Source organism: Bacillus sp. L_1B0_5, assembly GCF_000836715.1.
In the GTDB taxonomy this organism is placed as follows: domain Bacteria; phylum Bacillota; class Bacilli; order Bacillales; family Bacillaceae_G; genus Bacillus_A; species Bacillus_A thuringiensis_S.
Genome location: NZ_JXIS01000151.1, coordinates 1 through 16,055, shown reverse-complemented (window position 1 = coordinate 16,055; position 16,055 = coordinate 1). Strand labels below are relative to the sequence as shown.

Below are 16,055 nucleotides of genomic sequence, written 5' to 3'. Positions count from 1 at the left end.
GTGTCCCGTTTTCAGGGTTCACTTCAATGAGAGGTGGTTTTTTGTTGCTAATAGTGAAGGTTAATATTGAGGTCTGATTGACACCTATTCCTTTTCCACATCTTTCATCATACCATCGAAAGAATAGTCTTATAGCTATTTCAAATATTTCGGCTGTACTATATTGCTAGCAAGCTAAAATTTCATGGTACTCCCCAAAAAAATCTGCTGAATCATAACCAAAAGTTCACTTTATCATTTCAAGGTAATTCGAAATTCTTAAGTTGTTGGGCACGGGGTACAGCTGAAAAACAGTGTATATTCATTAACTTCAAACTAATTTTGATGTAACAAAATTGTATTTATACCTTTTTAACAAATTCAGATTTTAATTTCATAGCTCCAAAACCATCAATTTTACAATCAATATCATGATCTCCATCAACTAATCGGATACTCTTTACTTTTGTACCAATTTTTACAACTGATGAAGTTCCTTTTACTTTAAGATCTTTAATTACTGTTACAGAATCACCATCGTTTAAAATATTTCCATTTGCATCTTTAATTACTTTTGTATCTTCACTATTTTCAGCTTCTAATTCTAAAGTCCACTCATGAGCACATTCTGGACAAACAAAAAGATTCCCATCTTCGTAAGTGTATTCTGAATTACATTTTGGACAATTTGGTAAATTAGACATATTTTTATTTCCTCCACTCGTTTTCGTGTATTCTATTAAATAAATATTATTTTTAATTTCCCTTTTCCGTTTAAATATACGGAAAATATTCTCTTCTTACTGTTTGATACTTATTTGTTGAATGTATAAAAAAACTACTTGTTCACACCTTGTAAAAAATCTTCTCCACATTCTCCAAAGCAAACTTTCTTCTTCTCTATTTTTTAATAAAATGATGAAAAAGTAGATTAAATCAAACAAACTTTGTATGTGAAGTGAAATTTTTAAAAATCTAATGCATTTACTTTATTCTTTATTGTATTGATTTCCTGCGATTGCTGAGAAAGCCCTGTACACTCATGAAAAGCAAAATGCTTACACCCTATACATTTTTTTGTATTCAGATGTCCTAAAGCACAATTAATTGCTTCCCCTGTATGATCAAAAAAGTTTTCTTTCCCAATCTCAGCGTACAATCCATTCTTATCTAGATTGGCTTTTAGCTCTGATTGAATTCCAGAAATAAGAAGTACGCCACCTTGTTTTTTGAAGTGCTGAACAATATTCCTAAAGTAAGACTCTCCTGTGGTATCAATAAAAGGAACTTTTCCCATACGTAAAATTAAAACTTTAGGTTTATAATGAATAGTCGCTAAAATATTTTGTTCAAATGTTTGAGCAGCCCCAAAGAATAATGGGCCTTCTATTGTATAAATACTAATTTGTGGACAATCATGAGCTTTATTTACCACATGCGATAACAATTTTTCATTCTTTTTTGTATGATCAGGAAGCACTTTAGATATAACAAGCATATTACTCATACGTTTTGTAAACAAAATAACAGCTAAAATAAGACCGATCTCCACAGCTGTTGTTAAACTAGTAAATACAGTAAGTAAAAATGTTACTAGTAATACAAGGGAATCTCCTGTCTTCATTTTGAGTATGTGATAAAAATGTTTTTGTTCGCTCATATTCCAAGCTACCACCATTAAAATGGGAGCCATACTAGCAAGAGGAATATGTGAAGCATATGGAGCTAACAGTAAAAGTGTCAATAACACAAATCCCCCATGAATAATACCCGACATCGGAGATACAGCCCCACTCTTAATATTAGTCGCTGTACGAGCAATTGCTCCAGTCGCTGGAATTCCGCCAAATAACGGGGTAACAATATTTGCAATCCCCTGACCGACAAGCTCTTTGTTACTGTTGTGTTTACTATTTGTCATACCATCTGCCACGACAGCGGATAAAAGCGACTCAATTCCACCGAGCATCGCAATAACAAATGCAGGACCAATTAACTGTTTTATACGTTCTAATGTGATTTCTGGTATATCAAACTGAGGAAGTGTATTTGTAATCGTGCCATATGCTGTACCAATAGTAGGTACATGACCTGAGAAAAATACAGTTGCAATTACAGTTGAAATAACAACACCTACTAATGAACCAGGTACTTTTGGTAAAATCTTTGGTGTTATGAGTATAACAAAAAAGCAAATCAAAGCAGTTATAACACTATAAAAATTGGTAGTACTGATATGAGTGAAGAGTTCCTTCAAATTTGCTAGAAATTCCTCATGCTTTTTTATACCTGTTAAACCTAAAAAACTAGCAATTTGTCCCGTAAAGATAATAACAGCAATACCTGAAGTAAAACCAATTGTTACAGGACGTGGAATAAACTTAATTAAAGAGCCTAGTTTGAAGATTCCCATAAGACATAAAATAATTCCAGCTAACAAACCCGCGAGTAGTAAATTTTCGTATCCATAGGTAATTACAACTCCTAAAAGAATCGGAACAAAAGCACCTGTAGGTCCTCCAATTTGATACTTCGAACCACCAAACAGTGAAATGAGTATTCCAGCAATACAGGTTGTATAAATCCCATACTCTGGCTTAACACCAGAGGCTATAGCAAAAGACATAGCAAGTGGAATCGCAACAACTCCAACAATCATTCCTGAAAGAAGATCCTTTTGAAAATGTGCTAATGAATATCCTTCAAACCTTCCTGTAAATAACTTTCTCATTACAAACCCTTCTTTTCTATTTTTAATAGATCTGGATTACAAATGTATTTCTCGGTCCCTTATACAGAAAATTGTCCTTTTCACAAAAATAAAAAACACCCTAATATTTACTATATGTTTTACTTAAATGACACTCCAATTCACCTATATCTCCACCTTGTTGTACATAGGATTTCAATCTTTCTGCTAAACGTTCTCCGGCTCGACTATCTAGCTTCTTTGTATCAATAAACGATCTAATCCTTACCTTATCTGGAGTAATATCTCTACGAAACATTTGTCCTGGAATTTCACTCCAAAAACGATTCCATTCATCCAGTAATCCTATTTGATCAAATAAAAAACCTTGAATTCCACATAACCAAGCTGTACAAGCAGTATTTCTTTTTCGACATCCAACTCCATCTTGTAAATGTTGGCATGAAAAACAACAAGAATTTCCACTTTTTATACAAACTTCACAAACGTAATGAGCTCCTAATGAGCGAAATGTTTCAATTCCATGTTGGATGATATCTTCTTTCTTAACCTCAATACTCAACCTATCCCTCCTTAGCCATCATTTCACTTTCTGCTCCATCTAGCTCTTCTAACATTGAAATCGTATCGATTAAATGGTTGTTAAAAATCTTCCGTGCAACCACCAATAAATCCACAATAATAGGGTCTCGTAAAGAATATAAAACTCTTTTTCCATCTTTTCTACCAACAACAATGTTTTTTGAACGTAGTACACTTAATTGCTGAGAAATAGCTGAACCTTCCTTATTTAGAATATCTTGAATTTCGTTTACGCTTTTTTCACCTTCTGACAATAATTCTAAGATACCTATTCGCAAAGGGTGTGCTAAGGCTTTAAAGAAATCTGCTTTAAATTGTTGCATTTCGTTTCCCATTGAAATCCCTCCGTTACTTTTCCTCAATTTCAAAAAGTATCATATACATCTTCAAATGTTTGAATATGTATATGATACTTTTAAAACCTCGAATTTTCAATACAAATTTTACAATATTAAATAAGCATCAAATAGAGAAATATACTATTCAAATTTAGGTTCAAAATTTATTATCCAAAATAAAAGCGCCTAACATATTAGGAATATATAATACGTTAGGCGCTTGATATTTAAATTTTTTTGTTTTAGGTCTTGATAATATTGGATGAATATATGACCAAAACGCTAGATGACTAATATGAATAAACTTATTTGTAAAATTAATTCCTTAGAATATTTTAAGAGCAAGTTTTGAAAAAAACTATTCAAAACTTGCTCCTTATTTTCTCAGATCCAACTATTTTGATACTAAAACCAACAGTAGTGAATTAGAATAATGACTTAATACTTGCTAAAACTGTAAGTATACCTACAATAATAACAAATACGTTACTCATTTTCCCTTTGTATTTAGCTAGTACTGGTACTTTTTGAATCGCATACATCGGTAATAGACATAAGATAGCAGCAACTAAAGGACCGCTTAGAGAATCAATAAGTCCAAGAATACTCGGATTTGTATAAGCAACAAACCAGCATGATAATACAACAAAAGTAAGGATTATTGTCTTAATTGTTTTTTCTTCAATATCTTTTCCACGTGATTTACCGAACTTAATAATCATGTCACGCATTACTTCGAATGCTCCTATATAATGGCCAAGGAAAGACTTTGTAATAGCCACAAAAGCAATAATTGGAGCTGCAATAGTGATTACAGGCGAATTAAGCTCATTAGCAAGATATGAAAGGATTGATAAGTTTTGTTCTTTTGCCATTTTTATATCATCTGGAGTCAAGCTCAATGCGCTACTCCAAACGAAGAACATAACAACAGCGAATGTCATGATATAACAAACCTTTTGTATTTGCGCACATTTAGCATCAGTGGCTTCGATTCCATACGTAGCTCTCTGTTTCACAACAAATGATGAAATCATAGGTGAATGATTAAATGAGAATACGATGATTGGTAGAATCATCAATATCGTCCCAAAATAGCCTGTTCCTGTTGAAGCAGTTGAAACAGCTGAAAAACTAAGCATTGACGTATTCCACTGTGGAATTAAAGATATTGCGATAAAAAGTAGAGAAACTATGAAAGGATACACTAGCATACTCATGATCTTTACAGTAATATCTTGACCAAAATTCAGTATAGCGATAAGACCAAGAACTAATACAAGTGATAAAATAGCCCTTGGAGGCTCTGGCATGTGCAATTGATGCACGATAAAACTACTTGCAGTATTTGTAAGCGCAACCGAATACATTAGTACGATTGTATAAATTGAACCGAAATATACGATGTTAAAAATGATACTCGCTTTATTTCCGAAATACTCTCTAATTGTACCTGTGATCCCCTCATCAGCAGAATTAGAAGCGTATATCATTTTAGCAAGCGCCCTATGTGAGTAGTACATAACTGGATATGCAAGTAATGTAATTAGTAGTAAAGATAATAAACCACCTGAACCTGCATTAATCGGTAAAAAGAGCACCCCTGCTCCAATTGCAGTTCCAAATAGACTGAGTGCCCATGTAGTATCCTGCTTATGCCACTTTTTCGGATCTGCATATTGCTCATTTTTTAGTGCGGTATTTTCAGCTTGAACTTCTATTTTCTTTGCAGTATTCCCGTTCATATAATAACTCCCCCTTGTATCTATTCCTACATCTCTCTTTGCATCTAACAAATATTCCCTTTTCGGAAAATGAATTCCTTACAAGTTGCCCCACATTGTATGTCCTTCATCATAATGAATCCAAATTGAAACATTCGCTAGTTAGCGTCCTAATATAATTGTTAGCGTTCACAAAAAAGTTTACTCAAAGTATCCGCTCTTTATATAAAGACCCCTTAAGAGAACAATATAGAATAGACTTCATAAATACGTTGCAACATTTCTAATAACAGTGTATTACTTTAATGGTTTCTCTTTTTTACTTTTAACAGTAATTTTAGCTAAACCGGCCTCTCTTCATTTGCGAGGCATTTCTTTCTCAATTCTATACATTACTTTCATAACTTCGGTAGCACTGATGATATTGCTTACACAAGCCACTGAAGCACATTACATACATTTCGCCTCTAATCACACACCTTTCTTACTAAGAATCGCATTTTTTATATTTTCTCCAGAGATAATAAAATTTCTCTCGACGCCCTCATTATAACGTGTATATTTATAAAATTAATATTTTTATATTTTCAGAAATATTAAAGCGGAATAATTTTATATGGATAATATTTTACAGTTAGCATGTAGCCATTGTTTTTATCGCGTAAAGCTAAATTAGTTAGTAAAAATATACAATTATACATTGTCTTTCTAGGTGACTCATTCTAAAAATACTTATATCCCCTTTTATCAAAAAAATTTATTTTAAACATAAAAGATATTCTAATAAATAATTAATGTAGGCAAAAAGAAAAGATTCACAAAATACAAAAACCAATTTTTAGGATATATATTATCAATATTGAATTCATATACACTTTTAAAAAACTACACTGAGCAAAAAACAAAAAAACTGCCCCATATGGACAGCTCATTTACATAATTATCGTTATCAAGGATTCACAAACAAATCACTTCAATGTCATCTTAATTCTAGTTTGTTCGACTCTTCTTCAGAGATATCTCTATGTTTGTAATGAATCGTTTTTAGATCATTTCCTTTTATGCGAAAAGTAATTGTGTCCTCTCCATAAGGCGGATTGTGTGCACCCTCAAAAGTTTGAATTTGAACAGTTACATAAAAAGTATAGTTTGTTGTATCTTTTTTTATTTCAAGTATTTTTTCAGAACCTCGATACCAAAGTTTTGGTTCCTTATAATAGTTTTCAACCTCTTTGCTTATCGGCTCCAATAAGAGCTCAATTACTACTTCTTTTAAAAGTTTTTTTGGTACAGGTATTCTGTTGATTTTCTTTCTTTTTACATCTATAATCCTCCAAAAATCCCCGCTCTTTTCAACGGTATAAAGAACATTCGTACCGTCCGCTTTCAAAAGATGAAAATAACCTTTATTTCCCTTAGTATATAATCGTGGCTCATTAATCCACTCACCTTCTGTTTGCACTATCCCTAAAAACAACTGAGTAAGTGGCGTTATCTTATAATCTAATTGGTTAAAGTCACCAAACGAATAAAGTTCATAACCGGTTAAATCTATGCTAAAATTTCTGTTTATATCATTTTCCTTTTTTACAATTGCTTGAGCAGAAATGCAGGGTAATAAAAAACTAAACAGACATATGACGCTAACCATTGTTAATCTTATTTTCATAACATCAATCCTCTCTTTTATTAAGATGCAACAAAAGAGAGGATATTATTGATTAGGGCATAGGCTAAAAAATTAAACTCCCCCATTAACTAGCTCGTTTATCGAGTTTAATTTTGAAGAAAGCTCGATAAACCATTCTTCATCCCCTGTTAATAATGCAAGATCTATAAGATAAAGGATTTGTTCCTTATTTATTACCTTTGATTCAGGGAGTTTGTTAACGTGTTTACTAAAGAGTAAAATCGCTTCGTTTATTGTGTACTGGCCGTCACGTTTCACAATACTAACTGTAACTATATCCTCTACATCATCAAGTGATACAATATAACCAACTATTAATTCACCTTCATTTGATATTCCACGAACCCAATCTCCTACTTTTAAAACATGATTATTATTTGACATCATACCGTTTCACCTTCCTATAAATATTTTTTGTGACGATAAAAAAGATATAAAAACAAATCATACTGTAATATTTTTCATTACATTTAAGTGTTAAGAACTCACGGCTATATAATAATTAAGCCGCTTAACGCTCTTGATTGATAAGGTCAACAACTTCTTTCATTGTATAATTCTTTAAGTATTCACCTAGATGTTCTTCAGCACCTAAGAAAATAGCGAAAAGAACTTTTCGCATGTTCGAACCTACAACACACTGATTGTTTGATTCCGGACACTTCGGCTGCAAAGCACCTTCAGAGGTTATCTGATAAATATGCCAAAGATTAATTTCATCTAAATCGCGAGCAAAAATAAAACCTCCACCAGTTCCCTCTTTTGATTGTATAAATTTATGTTTTTTTAACAAACTTAGCACTTTACGAATACGTACTGGATGTACACCTGCACTTTCTGAAATAGCATTACTTGTTGACATCCGGTCTGGCTGTAAAGCTAAATAAGTTAAACTGTGAATGGCCAAGGTAAAGTCGCTGTTCATGATTTTCCTCCTACGATTAAAAATATTGTTTCTCATATATTAACATACTGTAGCCATAAATATTACAGATTGGTTAGAACGTTAAAACATATAGAATACTTCTTACCATAAAAAAATTAATTCCTTTATATTCTATCCGGTCTCACCTATATCCGATAACTTCATTTAGCTTTTTAAGTTGAAAATAAAATTAAACACTCCACTGTTTCTTCACTTGTTCTTCTGCCAGTTGTTTAATTTTTGTCCAAATCGTATCTTTACTCACAATAACATTTGTTTGATAATTTCTATCATTATAATTAACTGTAACACATACTTCAATCATCTTCTGCTTCCTCCTTTCAAGAAAATTTTCCGTAAGAAATATTATTTTTTAATTAGCCAACTTTTGTAATTCAATGCTTAAAAATGTTCGGACGCTACGTGGTAAAAATTTGCGGATTTCTTCCTCATTAAAACCAATCTGCAATCTTTTTTCGTCCAGCATAATCGGGCGACGTAACATTAGTGGATGCTCAATTATTAATGTATAAAATTCATTAAGCGAGAGCTCCTCAATATTTATATTTAAGTCCTGAAAAGTTTTGGATCTAGTTGAAATAATTTCAGTAGCCCCCTCTTCAGTTAAACGAAGAATTGATTTAAGCTCATCAACTGTCATAGAATTTGATACGATGTTTTTTTCAATATAATCAATTTGATGCTCTTCAAGCCATGCTTTCGCTTTTCGGCATGAACCACAGCTTGCTGTTGTATATAGAAGTACCATATTTAACTCACTCCTTTAATGTTATTAAACGTACATTTTAAGTATCGGTTATTGAAATGTATTAAAAAAAATTACAGTTTAGAATCAAATACACATAATATTATTTTTTCGGGAATATTTCATTTATCTACATTTTACAGACGATAACAACTCACTTCTAAAAACTATACTGTAATTTTAAACTTTACAGTTCTATTAATCAAATGTTAAGTCTTGGATATATTCTATTGAACGTAACAAATTATTTGTTTTATATGAATGTCCCCATAGTGTTACGCTAACCAATTCCCAATGTACTTTAAAGTACATTTTATTCATTTCTTGCTTACATGTGCTATTATGAAATATATTTAACATAATAAAAAGTACGCACTTTAAAGTGTTATAGGCACTAAAAAGTAATAATTTTGGCACGAAAACATATGTAACCCCAAAACGGAAATCTAAACTCATCAAAGGAGGTTTTTTTATGAAAACATACAATATTCCTGTAGAGGCGACTTTAGAAGTTATTGGCGGAAAGTGGAAAGTTGTTATCCTTTGTCATTTAAAAAAAGGAACAAAAAGAACGAGTGAATTAAAACGATTAATGCCTGGTATTACGCAAAAAATGTTAACACAACAATTACGGGAACTAGAAGAAGATGGTGTAATCCAAAGGAAAGTATATGACCAAGTACCACCGAAAGTAGAGTACTCTTTAACGGATTACGGTTCGTCTTTAGGAACTATACTCGATTCACTTTGTGCTTGGGGAGAAAATCATCTTGAAAAAAACGGGAACACATCCATGCTGATTACAGCCGATGAATAATAACTGTACGTGTAAATTATATTGAAGACATAAAACAGGTTGAGACAATATTTGCCTCAACCTGTTTTTTATGACTCTTTATAACTTTTTTGCCGTAATGACTGTTTCAAATTCAAAGGTTTCTGGCAGATGATCGGCATAAGAGTATTCGAAGGTTCGTCCATCCGTTAAGTAGGCCACTTGTTCAACTCTCATTAAGAAATCCTGATTTGTTAAATTCATAAACTGCTTTTCCCTATCATCTGGGCGAATTCCTTTAACTCTGACAACAGATGTCCCTACTTCAAAACCAAGTTTATTTTGAATATGTGAGTATATCGACTCCTCTAAAACAGAAGCCTCAACACCTGGGATAACCGAGATTGGCATCCATGTATGCTCCATAATCGTCGGAATGCTGTGAATGATGCGGAGGCGAATGATTTTATAGACGAAATCACCGATTGAAACTCCCAATTTCTCAGCAACTACTTCATCAGCACCAACAATCGCAAACTCGATAATTTTACTTTCTACCTCACTGCCGTAAACAGCTTTCGTACCTGTTAAAGTTTGAATCATTCGTGCCTTTTCCTGCTGACGCCAATCTTGCACCACTGTTCCACTTCCGCGCCGGCGGATGATGTAGCCGTCTCTTACTAACAGATCCAGCGCTTTTTTAATAGTAAGTGCTGAAACATCAAATTCTTCAGCAAGGACGGGGCTACTCGGAATTTTTTCATTGATTTTATATTCACCGTCTAAAATTTGTTGTTTAATCTTTTGATAAATGCCGAGGTATTTTACTTGTGTTGATCCGCTTGCCATTTCCATACCTCCTTTATACTGCATACTCGCTTCTATTCATTCAAATGTAAAGCCTCAAGTTTGTAGACTGAAGGTGATGGGGCAGCAAATCCATTTTCTAAGATTTCAATATTCGTTACCGCTTCTTCATCTTTCACAAGTTTTGGTGCACCATTTACAATTGTGTCATAAGCTGCATCATAGAAACGACCGTAATCACCAAGCGGCGTTTTAATTTGTTTTTCAATCCAGTCACCATTTGCATTACGATACTTAGCAACTCCATAGTACATCGGTGAATCTTCACCAAATCCTGCACTCTCAGGCATAATACCCGCTTTCAAATCATTTTCCTGCTGATCTTCACCGTATTTAATAAATGATCCATTTGTTCCATGAACGATAAAGCGTGGATAATCTTTTGCTACGACATGGTTCGTTTTCAGCTTAATCTTCAACTGATTTCCGTAATGTAGACCAACATCGAAATAGTTATCAACCGCACCTTCCATTTCATTATTACGAATATCGTATGTCACCTTATCTGGACGGCCGAATAGTGAAATCATGCGGTCCATCGTATGAATACCTAAACTGTAAAATGAACCTTCTTCTTTTGGAGCTTCATGAGTGATTGAACCAGGACGGAAATAATCAATATGCGATTCAATCTCAATAATATCACCAAGGAATCCTTGTTCAACTACTTGCTTCACAGCTAAAAAATCACCATCAAAACGGCGATTTTGATAAGGCATAACGACTACACCTTTCTCTCGTCCTAAAGCTAATAATTCTTTCGCATGTTCTACTGTATCGCAAAATGGTTTTTCAACGATAACTGATTTTCCGGCTAGTATAACTTTTTTTGCTAATTCATAATGCGTATGTGCTGGCGTACAAATCGTCACGACTTGAATTTCTTTGTCATTCAACAATTCGTCTAAATCAGTAGTGAAGTAAACACCTTTTTCCTCATATGGAGTCGCTAATTTTTCATTTATTTGACGTACAAAAATCGTTTTTACTTTTATATTTTTACGTGTCTTCAGATAAGGTAGGTGATAACGGTTAGCTGATTTTCCAAATCCAATAAAGCCCATTGTTAATGTCATGTTCTTCAACTTCCTTGCTCATAAATTTTCGTTTCTACATTTATTATATATTTTTATCTTTAAAAGTATATAGTTTTGATTTTAAAATTATATATTAAAAAGTCGAGATAGAAATCATTTTCTGATCCCCATCTCGACTTTAAGTTATAGACTTATATCCTATCATCATTTTATTTATACTCAATGACTTGAGAGCTAATTGGTTATATACTCTTATTCATACATATACGAACGTGTCATCGGAATTGTATCATTAATCCCTTTTGTAAATACAAATTGATGTAAATCAATATTACCTGTAAAGAACGAAGCTGCACATGCATTTAAATATAAACGCCACATGCGGATAAATCGCTCATCTTTCGTTTTGCAAACTTCCTCTAGTACGTTTTCAAAATTTCGAGCCCAATGTTGTAATGTATTCCCGTAATGTCTACGTAAGCTTTCCACATCAACAATGAAAAATTGTTCGTTTGTCATGTTCGTGATTAATTCGTTAACAGCAGGAACATACCCACCAGGGAATATATATTTTTCAATCCAACCATTCGTAGCACCACCATTAGCCGGAGAAGTAATGCAATGCAGCAGAGAAATCCCGCCATCATTTAGTAGTTTGTTAACTGTTTCAAAGTATTGCGTAATGTTGTCTTTTCCTACATGTTCGATCATACCTACACTAACAATTTTATCAAATTTACGATTCTTAATATCGCGGTAATCAAGTAAAGATACTTCAACTAAATCCGTAAGTCCCTCTTGTTTAATTCGCTCGGAAGTCTTAGCGTATTGTTCCTCACTTAACGTTACTCCCATCGCTTTCACACCGTACTGTTTAGCGGCAGCTGTAATGAGTTCACCCCACCCACAACCGATGTCTAATAGCGTATCACCTTTTTGAAGGTTCAACTTTTTCAAAATATGATTCACTTTATTATGCTGCGCTGTCGTTAAAGAATCTTGTTCATTTTGGAAATACGCACAAGAATATGTCATTGTCTCATCAAGCCATAATTTATAGAAATCGTTCCCAATATCATAATGGTGAGCAATATGTTCTTTATTTTTTTGTTTTGAGAAATTCCATTTACTTTTGAAATATTGCAACTTACTATCTCCTAAAAAGCTATCCTGCCTTTTATAAATAGATTGAATTGCTTTTTCAAGATTCCCCTCTATTTCAAGGTCCCCATTCATATATGCTTCACCGAATGCAATAGAAGGATCCTTAGCAATTTCTTTTTTTGAGAGCGGCTTATGGAATGTTATATGAAATTGCGGTTCCCCTTCGCCATATTGTATTGTTTCTCCATTCCAAAGTGTAATTTGAACTGAATCTGAAAACAGATTTTTAAGTATTTTTTTATAAAAAAGTTCTTCAACCATAAAAACATCTCCTACTAAAAAATTGAACAAAAAACTATACTAGTTAATAAGTCTTTTTGAACATAGCTTAAAATCGTTATGACTTTTTGCTACGAGTGTCATTATAAAACGGTTATATTATGAAGCATAGTACGTACTTTAAAGTGATGTAGGCACTTTTAAGTACCCATGACTGAAACAGGTCCTCAAAAATTTTACTTTTCATCATAACAACTTTCTAAAGTTTTAAAACGAAAAACACCACCTCGTCATTAGGTGGTGTTTTCAATATTACATATAGAGATTTCACTTAACTTCTGTGTTTTTTCTATCTATGCATCGTTCTCCCCATGCGGTTAATTGATTTAATACATTTTGTAAAGACCACCCATAATCGGTTAGGGAGTATTCTACTCGAGGGGGAATTTCTTTGTAAATTTCACGTGTAATCACACCATCTTCTTCCAGCTCGCGTAGTTGCTGCGTTAACATTCTAACAGAAATTTCAGGAATCAAACGTTGCAACTCACTCGTTCGCTTCTTCCCTTTCGTTAAGTGACATAAAATGACGACCTTCCACTTTCCACCGATAATTTCTAAAGTTGCTTCTATAGGTATATTATATTGTTTCACGCGATCTCCTCTCCTTTTTTATAAATTCCTTATCTATTGTTACGTAAAAATAAATAATTTTCTATACGGCACATTTTAGTTCCTACAGCACAAAAAAGTACCTATATTACAAAAAAGTAATTATGCTGCTTAAAAATCTCCCTCTATACAAAAAGAAAAAACGAACGTATTCTCGTTCGTTTTTTCTTTCTTTATTCAGCTGCGGTTATAAGCATAGACGTGTTACCATTCTTTTCAAGATGATTTTCTCCCCAGTTACAAAGAGTATCGAGTATAGAATCTAAAGAATGACCGTAATCAGTTAAAGAGTATTCTACTTTTGGTGGCACTTGGTTATACACTTTTCTCTCGATTACACCATCTTCTTCTAATTCACGTAATTGTTGCGTTAACATCTTTTGTGTAATACCAGACATTAATTGTTTTAATTCGCACGTTCTCTTTTTGTCTTTCTTTAAATGACAAAGGATAACTACTTTCCACTTTCCACCGATAACCTCTAAAGTTGCCTCTACAGGAATATTGTATGTTTTCATATAAAAATCTCCTTTATTAATTTTATAAGGCCATTAAGCTAAAGATTTAAATATTACTTTTAAGTATCTATAGCACCTTAAAGTACGTACTTTTTATTGTATTAAACATGTTTCATAATAGCATACGTAAACAGTAGATGAGTAGTACGATACTAAAAAGTACCTGTGTTACTTTTAAGTATCTATATCACTTTAAAGTACGTACTTCTCATTATGTAAAATACATTTCATAATAGCATTTGTAAGAGTTGAGTGAGTCATGCAGTATTAGAAATTACCTGTACTTTAAAGTGAATATTTTTATCATACATTTTGTCAGACGATGAAATGACATGTTTTCATTTTCACATCCATTCACAATGATGAATTAATTTTTAAATACATTTTAGGAGGATATCTATAATGAGTAAATTACTAAAAGAAAAAATCGGGTTTGGTACAGCACCACTAGGAAATATGTACCGTAATATCCCAGAGGAAGAAGCAATCGCTACAGTGGACGCTGCTTGGGAGAATGGCGTTCGTTACTTTGATACAGCTCCACTTTATGGATCTGGTTTAGCAGAAATTCGTCTTGGTGAAGCACTATCAAAAAGAAATCGTGATGATTACTTTTTAAGTACGAAAGTAGGTCGAACGATTTCAGATGAACTAGAAGATCCATCTGCACGTGATTTAGGTGAAAAAGGCGGACTTTTCGAATTTGGTCGCAAAAATAAAATGATCAATGATTATAGCACAGATGCAACACTTCGTTCTATCGAGCAAAGTTTGAAACGCCTAAAAACAGATCGTCTAGATTTTGTTTTCATTCATGATTTAGCACAAGACTTTTATGGTGATACGTGGATTTCACAATTTGAAATTGCTCGAACAGGAGCATTCCGTGCGCTAACACGTTTACGTGAAGAAGGAGTTATTAAGGGCTGGGGGCTTGGAGTAAACAAAGTAGAATCAATTGAACTTATGCTTGATTTAGAAGAAGCGAAACCAAATATATCCTTATTAGCTGGTCGCTATTCATTATTAGACCACGAACGTGCATTGCAACGAGTAATGCCTGCAGCTGTAAAGCATAATATGGATATTGTTGTTGGTGGCCCATATAGCTCAGGTATTCTTGCTGGCGGCGCTCATTTCGAATATCAAAAAGCATCGCCAGAAATTATTGCAAAAGTTGAGAAAATGAAAGCTCTTGCAGATCGTCACGACATCAGCATCAAAGCTGCTGCACTACAATTTTCACTAGCTAATCCAGCAGTTGCTGCTGTTGTTCCTGGTGCAAGTAAACCGGAACGAATTGTAGAAGACCAAAATGCATTAAACACAGTAATTCCAGCAGCATTCTGGGAAGAAATGCGCGAACAAAAACTAGTAGCACCTAATGCACCACTACCAATCAACGTAAAATAATAATGTAACTTTAATCAGTGGGAGCATCCCCCACTGATTATTTACCCGTAAATACCGGGATGAAAAGGAGCGTAATGAATATGGCACATACTACTACATCTATGGAAATTTTTGCTTCACCTGAACAAGTATGGCAATTAATCGGAGGTTTCAACTCCCTTCCAGACTGGTTACCTTATATACCTAGCAGTAAATTAACTGAAGGCGGTCGTGTACGTCATCTTGCTAATCCAGATGGCGATACAATTATAGAACGCTTAGAAGTATTCAATGATAAAGAGCGCTACTACACGTATTCAATCATGAATGCACCGTTCCCAGTCACTAATTATCTATCTACAATCCAGGTTAAAGAAGGTACTGAAAGTAACACATCGTTAGTAGAGTGGTCTGGTACGTTCACTCCTGTTGAAGTTAGTGATGAAGAAGCAATTAATCTGTTTCATGGTATTTACAGCGATGGACTGAAAGCATTACAGCAAGCATTTCTAGATTAATTCATGTAATTGATTGAGACGAAAAATTTAATTAACAGTCAAATATTCGATTTTGTTGTTAAATTCATTATGAAAGATAAACAAATACAGCTTTCATACCTGCTTGTTAATTACAAGAAATAAAAAATACTACCTCCAAATGGAAGGTAGTATTTTTTCAGGCTGTGGAGAAAGTCTTC

Annotated in this window: 18 protein-coding genes; 3 read left to right on the top strand and 15 right to left on the bottom strand. The window is 33.4% G+C overall.

Going from position 1 to position 16,055, the window contains the following annotated elements; genetic code table 11:
* Nucleotides 1-341: 341 nt before the first annotated feature.
* The 10 genes from RT27_RS30505 to spxA all read right to left on the bottom strand — a co-directional run bounded on the left by RT27_RS30505 (nt 342) and on the right by spxA (nt 8,717).
* On the bottom strand, nt 342-683 hold the full coding sequence (locus RT27_RS30505) for a zinc ribbon domain-containing protein YjdM (protein ID WP_000067658.1): 342 nt from the start codon (nt 681-683) through the stop codon (nt 342-344).
* A gap of 263 nt (nt 684-946) precedes the next feature.
* Nucleotides 947-2,710, bottom strand: a complete 1,764-nt coding sequence (gene sulP / locus RT27_RS30500; protein WP_029442866.1) for a sulfate permease — start codon at nt 2,708-2,710, stop codon at nt 947-949.
* Nucleotides 2,711-2,810: 100 nt separating this feature from the next.
* A complete protein-coding gene (locus tag RT27_RS30495) occupies nt 2,811-3,251 on the bottom strand; it encodes a hypothetical protein (protein WP_000021461.1) in 441 nt (146 codons plus the stop codon).
* A 1-nt stretch (nt 3,252) separates the two neighbouring features.
* Nucleotides 3,253-3,606: a metalloregulator ArsR/SmtB family transcription factor gene (locus tag RT27_RS30490; protein ID WP_016080855.1), complete on the bottom strand. Its 354-nt coding sequence runs from the start codon at nt 3,604-3,606 to the stop codon at nt 3,253-3,255.
* Nucleotides 3,607-4,034: 428 nt separating this feature from the next.
* Nucleotides 4,035-5,354: an aromatic amino acid transport family protein gene (locus tag RT27_RS30485; RefSeq protein ID WP_029442867.1), complete on the bottom strand. Its 1,320-nt coding sequence runs from the start codon at nt 5,352-5,354 to the stop codon at nt 4,035-4,037.
* 958 nt (nt 5,355-6,312) lie between these two features.
* Nucleotides 6,313-7,002 (bottom strand): DUF3888 domain-containing protein, encoded by a 690-nt coding sequence (locus RT27_RS30480; protein ID WP_043938896.1) that lies wholly within the window; start codon nt 7,000-7,002, stop codon nt 6,313-6,315.
* A 72-nt stretch (nt 7,003-7,074) separates the two neighbouring features.
* A complete protein-coding gene (locus tag RT27_RS30475; RefSeq protein ID WP_000987464.1) occupies nt 7,075-7,410 on the bottom strand; it encodes an IDEAL domain-containing protein in 336 nt (111 codons plus the stop codon).
* A gap of 124 nt (nt 7,411-7,534) precedes the next feature.
* Entirely contained in the window at nt 7,535-7,948 is a 414-nt protein-coding gene (gene saiR / locus RT27_RS30470; protein ID WP_001083465.1) for an Rrf2-family transcriptional regulator SaiR, read from the bottom strand.
* A 190-nt stretch (nt 7,949-8,138) separates the two neighbouring features.
* Nucleotides 8,139-8,273: a BA3454 family stress response protein gene (locus RT27_RS30465; protein WP_000573532.1), complete on the bottom strand. Its 135-nt coding sequence runs from the start codon at nt 8,271-8,273 to the stop codon at nt 8,139-8,141.
* A 48-nt stretch (nt 8,274-8,321) separates the two neighbouring features.
* Nucleotides 8,322-8,717, bottom strand: a complete 396-nt coding sequence (gene spxA, locus RT27_RS30460) for a transcriptional regulator SpxA (protein ID WP_043938894.1) — start codon at nt 8,715-8,717, stop codon at nt 8,322-8,324.
* 469 nt (nt 8,718-9,186) lie between these two features.
* Between spxA and RT27_RS30450 the strand changes: the two genes are divergently transcribed.
* The gene (locus RT27_RS30450; protein ID WP_016080850.1) at nt 9,187-9,531 is read left to right on the top strand and encodes a helix-turn-helix domain-containing protein; all 345 of its coding nucleotides are present in this window, start codon (nt 9,187-9,189) and stop codon (nt 9,529-9,531) included.
* 78 nt (nt 9,532-9,609) lie between these two features.
* Here RT27_RS30450 and RT27_RS30445 read toward each other — a convergent pair whose 3' ends face one another.
* From RT27_RS30445 to RT27_RS30425, 5 genes are all read right to left on the bottom strand, one after another.
* A complete protein-coding gene (locus RT27_RS30445) occupies nt 9,610-10,338 on the bottom strand; it encodes a GntR family transcriptional regulator (RefSeq protein ID WP_016080849.1) in 729 nt (242 codons plus the stop codon).
* Between the two features lie 32 nt (nt 10,339-10,370).
* Nucleotides 10,371-11,432: an oxidoreductase gene (locus RT27_RS30440; RefSeq protein WP_043938893.1), complete on the bottom strand. Its 1,062-nt coding sequence runs from the start codon at nt 11,430-11,432 to the stop codon at nt 10,371-10,373.
* 213 nt (nt 11,433-11,645) lie between these two features.
* Nucleotides 11,646-12,818, bottom strand: a complete 1,173-nt coding sequence (locus RT27_RS30435; RefSeq protein ID WP_016080847.1) for a cyclopropane-fatty-acyl-phospholipid synthase — start codon at nt 12,816-12,818, stop codon at nt 11,646-11,648.
* A 285-nt stretch (nt 12,819-13,103) separates the two neighbouring features.
* Nucleotides 13,104-13,430 (bottom strand): helix-turn-helix domain-containing protein, encoded by a 327-nt coding sequence (locus RT27_RS30430; protein ID WP_029442872.1) that lies wholly within the window; start codon nt 13,428-13,430, stop codon nt 13,104-13,106.
* Between the two features lie 191 nt (nt 13,431-13,621).
* Nucleotides 13,622-13,966 carry a winged helix-turn-helix transcriptional regulator gene (locus RT27_RS30425; protein WP_000860820.1) on the bottom strand — a complete coding sequence of 115 codons (345 nt, stop codon included), beginning with the start codon at nt 13,964-13,966 and terminating at the stop codon, nt 13,622-13,624.
* Between the two features lie 402 nt (nt 13,967-14,368).
* Between RT27_RS30425 and RT27_RS30420 the strand changes: the two genes are divergently transcribed.
* Nucleotides 14,369-15,379: an aldo/keto reductase gene (locus RT27_RS30420; RefSeq protein WP_029442873.1), complete on the top strand. Its 1,011-nt coding sequence runs from the start codon at nt 14,369-14,371 to the stop codon at nt 15,377-15,379.
* 80 nt (nt 15,380-15,459) lie between these two features.
* The gene (locus RT27_RS30415; protein ID WP_016080843.1) at nt 15,460-15,876 is read left to right on the top strand and encodes an SRPBCC family protein; all 417 of its coding nucleotides are present in this window, start codon (nt 15,460-15,462) and stop codon (nt 15,874-15,876) included.
* Nucleotides 15,877-16,055: the final 179 nt, after the last annotated feature.

Coding starts and splice junctions, on each gene's coding strand:
- RT27_RS30505 (WP_000067658.1), bottom strand. CDS start 683: ATGTCTAATTTACCAAATTGTCCAAAATGTAATTCAGAATACACTTAC.
- sulP (WP_029442866.1), bottom strand. CDS start 2,710: ATGAGAAAGTTATTTACAGGAAGGTTTGAAGGATATTCATTAGCACAT.
- RT27_RS30490 (WP_016080855.1), bottom strand. CDS start 3,606: ATGGGAAACGAAATGCAACAATTTAAAGCAGATTTCTTTAAAGCCTTA.
- RT27_RS30485 (WP_029442867.1), bottom strand. CDS start 5,354: ATGAACGGGAATACTGCAAAGAAAATAGAAGTTCAAGCTGAAAATACC.
- RT27_RS30480 (WP_043938896.1), bottom strand. CDS start 7,002: ATGAAAATAAGATTAACAATGGTTAGCGTCATATGTCTGTTTAGTTTT.
- RT27_RS30475 (WP_000987464.1), bottom strand. CDS start 7,410: ATGATGTCAAATAATAATCATGTTTTAAAAGTAGGAGATTGGGTTCGT.
- saiR (WP_001083465.1), bottom strand. CDS start 7,948: ATGAACAGCGACTTTACCTTGGCCATTCACAGTTTAACTTATTTAGCT.
- RT27_RS30465 (WP_000573532.1), bottom strand. CDS start 8,273: ATGATTGAAGTATGTGTTACAGTTAATTATAATGATAGAAATTATCAA.
- spxA (WP_043938894.1), bottom strand. CDS start 8,717: ATGGTACTTCTATATACAACAGCAAGCTGTGGTTCATGCCGAAAAGCG.
- RT27_RS30450 (WP_016080850.1), top strand. CDS start 9,187: ATGAAAACATACAATATTCCTGTAGAGGCGACTTTAGAAGTTATTGGC.
- RT27_RS30445 (WP_016080849.1), bottom strand. CDS start 10,338: ATGGCAAGCGGATCAACACAAGTAAAATACCTCGGCATTTATCAAAAG.
- RT27_RS30440 (WP_043938893.1), bottom strand. CDS start 11,432: ATGACATTAACAATGGGCTTTATTGGATTTGGAAAATCAGCTAACCGT.
- RT27_RS30435 (WP_016080847.1), bottom strand. CDS start 12,818: ATGGTTGAAGAACTTTTTTATAAAAAAATACTTAAAAATCTGTTTTCA.
- RT27_RS30425 (WP_000860820.1), bottom strand. CDS start 13,966: ATGAAAACATACAATATTCCTGTAGAGGCAACTTTAGAGGTTATCGGT.
- RT27_RS30420 (WP_029442873.1), top strand. CDS start 14,369: ATGAGTAAATTACTAAAAGAAAAAATCGGGTTTGGTACAGCACCACTA.
- RT27_RS30415 (WP_016080843.1), top strand. CDS start 15,460: ATGGCACATACTACTACATCTATGGAAATTTTTGCTTCACCTGAACAA.